The following is an 11,855-nucleotide window of genomic DNA, read 5'->3' as shown; positions in this document are numbered from 1 at the left end:
TTAGCTTCACACTCCGTTTCTTCTTAACAAATAATTTTTTCTTACTCCACGAACTCGAATTCGAAGTCGAGAATCGCAACGACGCTGCCGTCTTCGGCACCGAGCTTGCGAAGATCATCATCGACGCCCATCTGACGCATTTGACGAGCGAATCGTTTGATCGACTCATCATGGTCAAAGTTCGTCATCTTGAAGAGCTTCTCGATGCGAGGGCCCGTGATCACGAAGCGATCGTATTCATCGATGTGGATCTGATAGCCTTTCTCTTCCTTCTCATAACGATACACGACACGAGGCGTCGCTGTCTTCTCTTCAAGCTCATCGAGTGGGAATTCAGGTGTCGTATCGACAAAGTTCGCCACTTCGATCAACAAGTTACGAAGACCATCTTGTGCGAGGGCAGAGATTGGGAAGACTTTGACATCGTCTCCTACTTTCTTCTTGAACTCTTCGAGATGTTCCTCTGCGTCCGGCATATCCATTTTGTTCGCCACGACGACTTGTGGGCGTTCGAGGAGACGTAGGTTATACGACTCGAGCTCACGGTTGATCGTCGTGTAGTCTTCGAAAGGGTCGCGTCCTTCCATTCCACTCATATCGATCATGTGAACGATGACTTTCGTCCGTTCGATATGACGAAGGAATTGGTGACCGAGACCGACGCCTTGGCTAGCCCCTTCAATCAAACCTGGAAGGTCGGCCATGACGAAGCTACGGTCGTCCGCTGTCTTGACGACACCGAGGTTCGGTGTGATCGTCGTGAAGTGGTACGCGCCGATTTTCGGACGTGCCGAAGAAACGACCGACAGAAGTGTTGATTTCCCGACAGACGGGAAACCGACAAGTCCGACGTCTGCGAGGAGTTTCAATTCAAGACGCAATTCGCGTTCTTGACCTGGTTCACCGTTCTCCGCGATTTCTGGAGCCGGGTTGGCCGGTGTCGCAAAACGACAGTTCCCACGTCCACCACGTCCACCTTTAGCGATCGTCGCTTGTTGTCCGTGCTCCGTCAAGTCGGCGATGACTGTATCCGTCTCTGCGTCGAATACGATGGTGCCAGGTGGGACTTTGACGATGAGCGGCTTCGCTTTACGTCCGTGCATCCCTTTTGACATCCCTTTTTCGCCGTCGTGGGCGATAAACTTCTTCGAATAACGGAAATCAACGAGTGTGCGCAATCCTTCTTCTACTTCGAAGATGACGTCTCCACCGTGACCACCGTCACCACCTGCAGGTCCACCATCTGGGACATACTTTTCGCGACGGAAGGCAACCATCCCTTTTCCGCCGTCTCCAGCTTTTACAAAAATATTAACCTGATCGACAAACATTTATTTCCCCTCCTTTATGTGAAACGTAGTCATCTCTACGTTCTGTTCGTACACATCGGCTGACGTGAACACGTCTTCCGGGACTTCTCCCGTGACGCGAACCATCAGTCCGTCCGTGAACGTCACATGAATCGGCCCGTCCGTGTCTTTCAACAAGCGGACAAGCATCTCTGCCACTCGCGCATCATCGAGGGCGAGTTGGTCGGTCGAAATCGTATACGTCATCCGTCCTTCCCAATTCGCTTGAATCACGACAAGGCTCGTCTGTGGCACGTTCAGACGAACGAGCGCACTCTCCTCGTCGGCCTGTTTCCGATAGCGTTCGTAAAGTTCCTCGAGCTTAGTCGGATCGAGTGCCGCATAGAGCGAGATCAATTGAAGCCGATTCATCCATTCGTGACGGACGGTCGATAAGAGCTCGAGTGTCTGTTCTGAATCCATTTGATCCTCTCCTAGAAAAAAAGACTCTAACCAAAAAAGTGGCTAGAGTCTTCTGCGTCGTTCAACTTACGCGACTGGGTAAACGCTCACTTGTTTCTTGTCGCGACCAAGACGCTCATAGCGTACTACGCCGTCAACTTTCGCAAACAAAGTGTCGTCGCCACCACGGCCAACGTTTTCACCTGGGTGAATCTTTGTACCGCGTTGGCGGTAAAGGATTGATCCAGCTGAAACTGTTTGTCCGTCAGCGCGTTTTGCACCGAGACGTTTCGAAATTGAGTCACGACCGTTTTTAGTCGAACCAACTCCCTTTTTCGAAGCGAAGAACTGAAGGTTCAATTGTAACATGAGGTCCACCTCCTATTGTTCAATTTGGATATATTCACCGTAGCTTTGGGCGACCGTGTCTAACTGCACGAGCATCCCTTCTAATAACAGTTGGGTGCGTTCCATATCCTGCGGTGATAAGTCAGGATACGTCTCGACATAAAAGTAACCACCCTCTGTTTGATCTGCCATTTCTACAAGAAGCGATTGACCCGCAAGCGTTTCGACGGCGTTATAGGCACCAAATATGATGGCTGAAACACCGGCGCACACCAAGTCAGAACCAGGTTCTGCAAAGTTGGCATGACCAGTCACTTCGACGGAGCGAATCGAGTTCGCCTCGTCTCGTCTTACCTTGACCCGAATCATAGCTTACGCTTCGATTTTCTCGATGCGAACTTTCGTGTAAGGCTGACGGTGACCTTGCTTACGACGGTAGTTTTTCTTAGCTTTCATTTTGAAGACAGTGATCTTCTTAGCGCGGCCGTGTTTTACCACAGTACCGACAACTTTAGCGCCTTCTACGAGTGGAGCGCCGACTTTAACATCGTCACCACCAACGAAAAGAACCTCACCGAATTCTACAGTACCTTCGACATCAGCATCGAGTTTTTCGATGTAGATCTCTTGACCTGCTTCAACTTTGATTTGCTTACCACCAGTTTTGATGATTGCGTACATATACGTGCACCTCCTTGTTAAACTCAGACTCGCCATCCTGGGCAGGGCAAATACCTTTAAAACCCGTTCTGTGCGGTTGTAGCCATTTGGGTGCTTCCAAACGAACTAACGTTATAGATAATACCACTCTCAATTATTCATTGTCAACGGCGAGATAAGAAATTCTGACATTCTGCGGACGTCCCGTAAAAGGCGAACTCCGGCTCCCCTTCGACGAGGTGTACGTCAATGTCAAATTCATGCCAGGAAGCGTCATGCCACTTCTTAGGTAGTGAGAGCACAACCGCTTCGTATTGCCCGCTCAGATCAAGGAGCGCTCGTTCAAACTGCGAGAAGACGGCCAGTTTCGATGGCTTGCCTCCATATGTCATCCGGTCTTGGATCGAGCGTCCGGTCCGTTCTCGTGACAATTCGAATAATCCCATCCGTGTGAAGCCGTACACTTCTACCCGTCGTGGGTCACGTGCCCCGAGCTCTTTCAACTTTTTCAGGAGACGGGTCTGACCATCTTTCGAACCTCGCAGAAAGTCGATGACGATCATGCCGCCGATATTACGTAAGCGCAACTGCTCCATGATCGTATAGAGCGCCGCTTCATTGATTGTGTCGGCCGCGCGCCCCTTGTCTTTGACGGCGACGTTCTTTCCACTGTTGACGTCGATGACGGTCATCGTCTCGACTTGTTCGATCAAGACGAACGCCCCGCCATCTAACCAGACGGCACGACTCTCGAGCTTTTCAATCGCCTCGTCGAGACGCTTCGCCTCCGGGATTCGTCCTTTCCCGATGTGACGTTTCACGGGAACGTCCAAGCGTTCAACGCGAGCTTGTCCTTCCTTGTCGTTCAAGAGGACCGATTCGACCGCATGACGCCGCACGAAGTGTTCACAGAGTAGTTCGTCTTGCCCGTACCGTTGTTCGATCACAGCTTTCGCACGGCCGCGGAGCAGATCGAGTTCTTCCTGTAAGGCGTCTGGTGCCACTTGTCCGGCCTCCGTTCGAAACAGGACCCCTTCCTCTTCTGTAAGGGCAACCGACTTCGAGAGACGGTCCTGCGTGACGAGGTCGAGCTTCCGACTGAACAGTTTACGACGACCGTACGGGAAGTAGACGAGATAGCGTCCACCGAACCGAATGTTTTCGGTCACTTTATGATGCTTGCCGTTGATGCCTTCTTTCGTCACTTGCACGAGTCGTTTTTCCCCGACAACAGCCGCTTGTCCGATGGCAGGAACGTCCGGATACGAGGCCAGTGCGCGAAGCGTCTCCGCAATCGGTAAAAAGAACGTCGTCTCCCCGTCCGTCAAAAAAGCCGCGCCGAGTGACGGGTGGATCCGTTCAATCGCAGCCTCGACAATCGTACCGACCGATAATTGGTCGACGAAGCGTTCTTCGACCTCGAGTAACCGTTCCCCGTCCACGAGCATCGCCCGTTCAATGGAAGGTGTTCGTTCGTAGATTAACTTCATGTGCACCTCTCCTTTCGACAGAAAAAGGCAACTTTCGTTGCCTTTACGCTTTTTTCATTCCAAATTTCATCATGAGTCGTGCCCAGAAGCCGACCGGCGCCGTCTCTGTCTGAATCGACATGAGCGGGACCGATTCGCCGAGAATGCGACGCGTGATGTTGCGGTACGCTTGTCCGGCATTGTTGTCCGGGTTCATCGTGACCGGCACCCCGCGGTTCGCAGCGGCAATGACTTCCTCATCATCGATGACGACGCCAAGGAGGTCGATCGACAAGATGCGCATGATGTCATCGATATCGAGCATATCGCCCGATTCGACGAGGTGATTTTTCACCCGGTTGACGACGAGCTTCGGTGCTTCGATGTGACTCGCTTGCTCAAGCATCCCGATGATGCGGTCCGCGTCTTGGACGGCCGCCTTCTCAGGTGTCGTGACGACAATCGCCTCGTCCGCTCCGGCGATCGCGTTCATGAACCCTTGCTCGATTCCTGCTGGACAGTCAATCAAGACGAAGTCATATTCCGTCTTCAATTGGTCGACAATCTCTTTCACTTGCTCAGGATTGACCGACGTCTTGTCTTTCGACTGTGCGGCCGGAAGTAAGTACATCTCTTCGAACCGTTTGTCGCGAACGAGCGCCTGATTCAACTTACATTGTCCCGTGATGACATCGACGAGGTTATAAATGCTCCGGTTGTCGAGTCCGAGAATGATATCGAGGTTACGCAACCCGATATCCGTATCGACGAGACAGACCGAGTGTCCAGACAAGGCGAGCCCCGTCCCGATGTTGGCGGTCGTCGTCGTTTTCCCGACGCCCCCTTTTCCTGATGTCACGACGATGGCTCTGCCGTTTTTCACTTCTTTTTCTGTATGTACAGGCTCCACTACTTGCTCCATTCCACTCACCCTCTCTGTAATTCCATTGCATATGCGTCTTTCAGACCGGTCATGACGTGGCGGAGACGTGTCATCTCAATCCCGTCATTCGTCTGATACGCACAACCCATCTCAATCTCAGGAAGTTCCTCCTCATCGTCGGACGTGAGAACATGTTCGCCGATTGCCAAAAACTTCGGATGGAGGAGGCTCGCGGTAATGACCGCTTCTTCCCATCCTTCGACACCCGCACGCACATTTCCTCGTATCGTGCCCAAACAATAAATACTTCCTGTCGCCCGGACCTCAGAACCAGGATTGATATCCCCAATCACAAGCACCGAACCATCAAACGCGAGGACCTGTCCACTGCGAATCGTCCCGCTATGATAATGGAACGTCTTTCTGCCATACGTCGCTTTCGCTTCTTCCGTCAACATGACATCGCTCGACAAGTCTTCAATATAAAAAACGCCATGACGAGCGACGACCTCACGAATTTGACGTGTCAGCTCCTCGTCAAGATAACGAGTACCCGCGTGCAACTTCAGGGCAATCTTACCGGACGGCGGCTCCATTTCTTGTAATGTCGCTTCAAAGTCCGTAAGCACCTCGTCGATGCCACTCTTCGGATTGAAGTGGATGGCAATTCCGTTGCGATGTCCTTTAATCGTAATGTGTCGTTTACGCTCCATCATGGCTACCCTCTTTTCACAACAGGTCGGATCGTCACATACCGCATCATCGGATAATAAAGAATCACGATGGCGATGGCATTGACGAGCACGGTCCCTGGAATCTGTTCAATCAATAGTGTTTGAATCGTCATCAACGTCCCACCGATCGCTGCCATGATCCCGTATATCGCAACTGTGAATACGACAATCATGAACGTGAAGGTGATGGTGACGGAGAAGAAGTTCTCACCTATATATTTTAACACGAAGCTGGCTAAGAGAGGAATGAGTGAAAAAGTAAATACATAAATTCCGAGCAAGTCGGTGTAGACGATGTCATACAGTAACCCGAATACAAGACCGAACCCGAGCGCCGTCTCCCATCGACCGTACAGACTGACGAACATCAGCCCGATTAGCGTCAATAAAAGATAAGGCGTGGCATAGTGCCACGAGAAAATCGATGCCCATGTTCCTTCAATAAGAAAAAGGAGGAACAGGGCGATGAACACTTTCATGTTACTCACCCGCTGCTCCTCCTTCCTCGGGACCCGTTAGAAACGGTTCGTCTAGTGTCCGATCAATCACGTACATTTGTGAGAACTCATTGAAGTCGGCCTCCGGTTTGATCCGGGCCACTTGAGAGACGCCATATTCGTCCGTCTCGATCGACTCGATCGTACCGATGACGAGTCCGGCTGGGTAACGTCCCCCGAGTCCAGAGGTCGATACGATTTCTCCTTCTTTCAGCTTGACGCTATTCGATACTTTCGTGAAGAACAACTCGTTCGTCTCCGTATCGAAGCCGTCAATCGTCCCATACGTCGCTTTGCCGTCCGCATCTTTGACGACAGCCGAGACGTTGTTCGTCCGGTTGTTGTCGCTGAGCAGTTGCACTTGTGACGTATAGGCACTCGTTTGAATGACACGACCGACCATTCCGCTCGCCGCGGTCACGGCCATGCCTTTCTCAACGCCGCTTTCAGAACCGACGTTGATAGTGACGTAGCGTTGCCAATCGTTCGGTGTCCGACCGATGACCTCCGCCGGAATGAGGTCGAAGTCGCGTAACGACTCGTCTTTCGCTTCGACCATTTTCCGAAGCTCCTCATTCTCACGGCGCAAATCATCCGCCTCAACCGATACCTCGGCATACTTCGCCAAATGTTCTTTCAGTTGACGGTTCTCTTCGTAGATGTCGCGGACGTCCGAGATGGATGAGACGGTCGAGTCCATCCATCCGATTGGTACCGCGAACACTCGCTGGAACGTGCCGACCACATCACGCGTGACGTCTTGGTACCAGGCTGATTCCGATCGTCCTCGAATCGAAACCCCTAAAATGACGAAAAACAAGATCAGTACAATTAGCGTGATGATGAGCTTTTTATTACGTACGAATCGGCTCATCGTGTCTCACCTCTCATCGACGTGACGAGATGCCTGATTTCGAACGGAGGACGTCCATCATTTCAAGAGATTTTCCTGTACCGACTGCTACACAGTCGAGTGGCTCATCCGCAACGAGTGTCGGGATGTGCGTCTCGTCTGAGATGACGTCGTCCAAGTTTTTGAGGAGCGCGCCGCCGCCAGTCAAGACGATTCCACGGTCCATCACGTCAGCCGCGAGTTCTGGTGGTGTTTGTTCGAGCGTCTGCTTGACACCTGCCAAGATCGCTTCGACTGTATCTGAGAGTGCTTCGCATACTTCTGTAGATGACACTTCAATTTGTTTCGGAAGTCCTGTCACGAGGTCGCGACCACGGATTTCCATCTTTTCTGCCTCGTTCGATGCGTCGATGCGCGCCGAACCGACTTCCATCTTGAGTGTCTCGGCCGTACGTTCCCCGATCATGAGGTTGTACTTGTTTTTGATGTAACGAATAATGGCGTCATCCATTTCGTCACCACCGACACGAATCGATTGGCTTGTCACGATGCCGCCGAGTGAGATCACTGCGACTTCGGTCGTACCGCCACCGATATCTACGACCATCGAGCCAGTCGGTTCCCAAACCGGGAGACCTGCGCCGATTGCTGCCGCGAACGGTTCTTCGATTGTATAAGCTTCACGAGCGCCTGCTTGTTTTGCCGCATCTTCAACAGCACGTTTTTCAACAGACGTGATACCACTTGGCACACAAATCATGACGTTCGTCTTCGATGAGAACAAACCGCCTTTTGATTTTTGAGCTTGCTCCATGAAGTATTTGATCATCGTTGCTGTCGTTTCAAAGTCAGCGATAACGCCGTCTTTCATCGGACGACGAGCAGAGACGTTCCCTGGCGTACGTCCAATCATATCTTTGGCCTGGTTACCAACGGCCTCAATTCTACCTGTATCTGTGCGGAACGCCACAACGGACGGTTCACGAACAACAATTCCTTGACCCTTTACGTAAACGAGCGTGTTAGCCGTTCCAAGGTCGATTCCGATTTCTCGGTTAAAACTACGAAACATAGGTGTTGCTCCTCTCTTCGTTACACTATTTTTTATTATAACGGAAAAATCATGTTTGAAAACGTTCATTCGATTACAGGTTATTTACAATAACCGCATCTCAGTCCTGTCTCACCGTCTACTAGTTTGCCTTCTTTTGAGGAAAAAGGCAAATCAAAAAAGCAGACGCGAGTGGGCGTCTGCCTAAGAGAGAACGGTTACAAACCAGGTTGGAGCGGAAGTAGTAACATCGCGCCGTAAAAGAAGACTGAGAAGATGAGTACCGGTCGAAAGAAGCGGGACGGCTTCAAGCGCGTCGCTCCGGCTAAAAAGCTCGTTGTCGTCATGACGAATATGTAGATGCCGACATACATAAGAAGTAAGCGGACGAGCACCGTCCAAATGCCGAGTTGGTCGAGTTCATTGAATGCGAGCACGATTAGACCAAGGTAGGCGATGAGCGATAGGACGCCCACTCCGACGCCGACGAGCGGAGAGACACGATCGAGCCAGTGGTCCTCGTCAAACCGAAGGAATAGCGCCGTACTCACGAATAAAAATAGAACGAATAGGACGAGCGAGAAGGTCGTTGTGTCTAGATGGACGTAGCTCACAAGGAGCGAGACGCCGATCATGAACAACCAGATGATTTTTTCCATGTTGAACACCTCATCTGCTATCTTACCAAAGTCCGCGATTCAATTGGAGGAAATTGTATATTCCTTTATCTTAGTCATAGTTTTTTTACTATATGCAAGATAGTTTGTTGCAAGGAGATGTGAAGATCGTCTTCGCTTAATCGGACGTACAGACTTTTAAAAAATGTTTTCACGTTATGAACGACGTACCAGTATCGTTCATCATCAAGATATGGTTTTCGTTCCTCCAAGAGAGATGGGAGCTGTTCTACATGACGAAGGATGATTTCAGAATCCATCCCCCGCTCAAGTAAACGTAGGAGCGGATTGATAAGACGTTCGTCTTCATCATGCGCCAATATGTCGGAACGCATGACTTGTACGATGATGCTATTGAAAAGTTCAGGAAATAACTTCTGATTTAGTTTGGGGTTTGCAATGAGCTCATCCGCCGCATCTGCTGCATGGGCGATGGAATGGGCCCATCCTTTCCCATTTACATATCCTCTTGTGTCTTTCTCTAATGTTAAGTATCGAATAAGAGCAGTCGTTGTCCGCTTGAACTGCTCCTCTGTCAAAAAGTTCTCTTCTAAATCTCGATGGAGGATCAATGCTATCAGTAAAGTCGTGAACGTTCTCGTGAAAACGTCGTCTGAGTTCGTTTCCTCGATTCCCTGAAATAGAAGAAACTCCACGGACGTTTCAAGTAGCTCACTCATCTTGTCAATTTCGATGTCTTTTTGTTCATTGATGAGACGAAAGAACATTGTGTATATGAGTCGATCACGGAGTTCGCCGTCCGGTGATCCGATATGCTGAACCATACTTGTGAGGATGATATCTTTTTTCATTACGTAATGTGTCATATCCCCATGTTTCATCATCTGAAGAATATTCTTTAATTCATTTTCACTCAAAATACTCATAGTAGTTCACCAACTATTCCATTTTTTCTACAAACTGTCCATTCTAATAATTCTCCTTACAGTTTGCTATCCATATAAGATTTAGAATTTGCTTTATTCATCCATTATTACACATATGAATTCCAAACTTTTCAACAAACGAAAAAGTCACAGCTTTCGACAAGTATCTTCAAACATTGTCGAACGAATATTAATCAAGTTGTTTTGAATTCAGGTATATAAATATTAGGAAAAGCTATAATAAAATTATATTTTAGCTATTTTCAGGAGGTTTTTAGAATGAAGTTTTATAAAAAGACTTGGTTTATAGTCCTTATGTTAATCTTATTTTTCCCAGTCGGGCTAATTCTTATGTGGAGATTCGATAAGTTTACGATTCCTAAGCGAATCATAATTACCATCTTACTTCTTTTATTCTTTGGATGGATGTTTACAGGTGAAGAAAAGATTAGTGCCGATCAGTGTAAACAAAGTATCGATCAGGTAAAAGCCCAACTGACTACTCTGCAAAGTGAGTATGACGAGCTGTCAGTAAACATTGATAAGTATAAAAAAGAGATTGCGACTTTGACTAGAAAGGTCGAATCAGCTGATAAAATCACAGCTGAAAAAGTAAAAGATGCTGAAGATAAAATTCGTAAAGAAAGTGAAGCAGAAATAAAGAAAGCCATTGCAGAGGCTGAAAAGCGTGCTGATGAAGAAATAGCCGAAGCCCAAGCAGAAGCTGATCAACAAGTTGCGGCTGCAATCTCAGAAGCTGAAGCACAGGTTCAAGAAAATACTTATGTGGCTGCCGAGACAGAAGCTTCTGCCGCCCCACAGTTCTTCCAAAACTGTACGGATTTAAGGGGGACGCATCCGGGCGGAGTACCTTCAGATCATCCAGATTATCAACCTAAGATGGACCGTGACAAAGATGGATGGGCATGTGAGTAATTGAAAGCAAAAAATATAAGAAATCGAAAACCACCCGTAAAAAGGTGGTTTTCGATTTGAGGAAATTAATTCAACTGTTAACTCGACGATTATGATGCTTGTCATTAACTCCATAAAGAACCATTGATAGACCGATAATTATACAAATTAGACCACCAAGACCAGTTGTTATTATTGAAGACTGTTCAGGATAAAATTCTTTACTTAGAGTCAGGAATATAAAAAATATCCATCCTACAAGATTAATCATATGTCTCTTTGACAAGTCAGCTCCTCCTTATCAACCAAAGGGTTCATATCTTTTATTCAATCATTGTCTTGACCATATTTTCTACCTGATATTTCTTTTTAAGAGGTCAGTTATACCTGTTTCCTGAAATGTTTTAATTTTATACACGCCATCATTTCCGATAGCGATTTTTATAAAAATAGAACGAAACAAAAAAGCAGACATCCTTATGCCTGCTTCCCACTTCTCACCCATTCATATATCCCCGCTGCTTCATGCTGACATAATGGTCTTCCCCGATAATGACGTGATCAAGACAGGCGATGCCGACGATATTACCCGCTTCAACCAACCGTTCGGACACCTCGATGTCTTCCCGACTCGGCGTCGCGTCCCCGCTCGGATGATTATGCACGGCGATAAAGCACGCCGCCGATAACTTGAGCGCTTCGCGGAACACGTCGCGCGGATGCACGATTGACGAATTAAGTCCACCAACAAAAAGCGTCTTCCGGGCAATCAGTTGATTTTTCGTGTTGAGATACAGACAAACGAAATGCTCTTGATTCAGTAGCCGCAACTCATCTCGCAACAACTCATACGCATCTTGCGGCGACCGAATCGTCGGCATACTCGCCTTCGGTTCCTCGACGTATCGAATCCCAATCGTGAATGCGGCCAGGAGTTGCTCGGCCTTCTTCTTCGTCATCCCTTCGATTTTGCACAAGTCATGGACGGACGCCTGCGACAGCGCCCGTAACGTCGGATACACATCCGAGATCCGGCGTGCCGTCTCCATCGGGTCCTGTCCCCGTCCTCCGATTTGAAGCAATCTCGCGATGGCGGTCTCTACACTACGGTCAATCACCATGGTCATTCC

The 11,855-nt window shown here is 48.8% G+C and carries 15 protein-coding genes and 1 other annotated feature; of the genes, 1 reads left to right on the top strand and 14 read right to left on the bottom strand.

Features of this window, described 5'->3' with window-relative positions:
• Positions 1-41: 41 nt before the first annotated feature.
• The 13 genes from obgE to KNO86_RS08905 all read right to left on the bottom strand — a co-directional run bounded on the left by obgE (position 42) and on the right by KNO86_RS08905 (position 9,750).
• The gene (gene obgE, locus KNO86_RS08965; RefSeq protein ID WP_214695341.1) at positions 42-1,331 is read right to left on the bottom strand and encodes a GTPase ObgE; all 1,290 of its coding nucleotides are present in this window, start codon (positions 1,329-1,331) and stop codon (positions 42-44) included.
• On the bottom strand, positions 1,332-1,772 hold the full coding sequence (locus KNO86_RS08960) for a Spo0B domain-containing protein (protein WP_214695339.1): 441 nt from the start codon (positions 1,770-1,772) through the stop codon (positions 1,332-1,334).
• Positions 1,773-1,838: 66 nt separating this feature from the next.
• Positions 1,839-2,120, bottom strand: a complete 282-nt coding sequence (gene rpmA / locus KNO86_RS08955; protein ID WP_015881155.1) for a 50S ribosomal protein L27 — start codon at positions 2,118-2,120, stop codon at positions 1,839-1,841.
• 12 nt (positions 2,121-2,132) lie between these two features.
• Positions 2,133-2,468, bottom strand: a complete 336-nt coding sequence (locus KNO86_RS08950) for a ribosomal-processing cysteine protease Prp (protein WP_074035231.1) — start codon at positions 2,466-2,468, stop codon at positions 2,133-2,135.
• 3 nt (positions 2,469-2,471) lie between these two features.
• Positions 2,472-2,780, bottom strand: a complete 309-nt coding sequence (rplU, locus tag KNO86_RS08945; protein ID WP_015881153.1) for a 50S ribosomal protein L21 — start codon at positions 2,778-2,780, stop codon at positions 2,472-2,474.
• Between the two features lie 15 nt (positions 2,781-2,795).
• Positions 2,796-2,868 (bottom strand) — a sequence feature (ribosomal protein L21 leader region).
• 55 nt (positions 2,869-2,923) lie between these two features.
• A complete protein-coding gene (locus KNO86_RS08940; protein ID WP_214695337.1) occupies positions 2,924-4,249 on the bottom strand; it encodes a ribonuclease E/G in 1,326 nt (441 codons plus the stop codon).
• Positions 4,250-4,292: 43 nt separating this feature from the next.
• Entirely contained in the window at positions 4,293-5,150 is an 858-nt protein-coding gene (gene minD, locus KNO86_RS08935; RefSeq protein WP_214695335.1) for a septum site-determining protein MinD, read from the bottom strand.
• A gap of 5 nt (positions 5,151-5,155) precedes the next feature.
• On the bottom strand, positions 5,156-5,824 hold the full coding sequence (locus KNO86_RS08930; RefSeq protein WP_243834777.1) for a septum site-determining protein MinC: 669 nt from the start codon (positions 5,822-5,824) through the stop codon (positions 5,156-5,158).
• Positions 5,825-5,829: 5 nt separating this feature from the next.
• Positions 5,830-6,324 carry a rod shape-determining protein MreD gene (gene mreD / locus KNO86_RS08925; RefSeq protein ID WP_083600174.1) on the bottom strand — a complete coding sequence of 165 codons (495 nt, stop codon included), beginning with the start codon at positions 6,322-6,324 and terminating at the stop codon, positions 5,830-5,832.
• Between the two features lies 1 nt (position 6,325).
• Positions 6,326-7,216, bottom strand: a complete 891-nt coding sequence (mreC, locus tag KNO86_RS08920; protein ID WP_074035245.1) for a rod shape-determining protein MreC — start codon at positions 7,214-7,216, stop codon at positions 6,326-6,328.
• A gap of 13 nt (positions 7,217-7,229) precedes the next feature.
• Positions 7,230-8,267 carry a rod shape-determining protein gene (locus KNO86_RS08915; protein WP_214695333.1) on the bottom strand — a complete coding sequence of 346 codons (1,038 nt, stop codon included), beginning with the start codon at positions 8,265-8,267 and terminating at the stop codon, positions 7,230-7,232.
• A 197-nt stretch (positions 8,268-8,464) separates the two neighbouring features.
• Complete coding sequence (locus tag KNO86_RS08910; protein WP_214695331.1) at positions 8,465-8,905, bottom strand: hypothetical protein; 441 nt, start codon at positions 8,903-8,905, stop codon at positions 8,465-8,467.
• A 74-nt stretch (positions 8,906-8,979) separates the two neighbouring features.
• On the bottom strand, positions 8,980-9,750 hold the full coding sequence (locus tag KNO86_RS08905) for a DUF2785 domain-containing protein (protein WP_214695330.1): 771 nt from the start codon (positions 9,748-9,750) through the stop codon (positions 8,980-8,982).
• A 339-nt stretch (positions 9,751-10,089) separates the two neighbouring features.
• Between KNO86_RS08905 and KNO86_RS14790 the strand changes: the two genes are divergently transcribed.
• Entirely contained in the window at positions 10,090-10,746 is a 657-nt protein-coding gene (locus KNO86_RS14790; RefSeq protein ID WP_214695328.1) for an excalibur calcium-binding domain-containing protein, read from the top strand.
• Between the two features lie 476 nt (positions 10,747-11,222).
• Here the strand turns inward: KNO86_RS14790 and radC are convergent, their stop codons facing one another.
• Positions 11,223-11,852, bottom strand: a complete 630-nt coding sequence (gene radC / locus KNO86_RS08895; RefSeq protein WP_214695326.1) for a RadC family protein — start codon at positions 11,850-11,852, stop codon at positions 11,223-11,225.
• Positions 11,853-11,855: the final 3 nt, after the last annotated feature.

It is taken from the genome of Exiguobacterium sp. s160 (assembly GCF_018617575.1).
In the GTDB taxonomy this organism is placed as follows: Bacteria; Bacillota; Bacilli; order Exiguobacteriales; family Exiguobacteriaceae; genus Exiguobacterium; species Exiguobacterium aestuarii_A.
The sequence above is the reverse complement of the archived record's forward strand: the minus strand, read 5'-3'. Positions and strand labels throughout refer to the sequence as shown.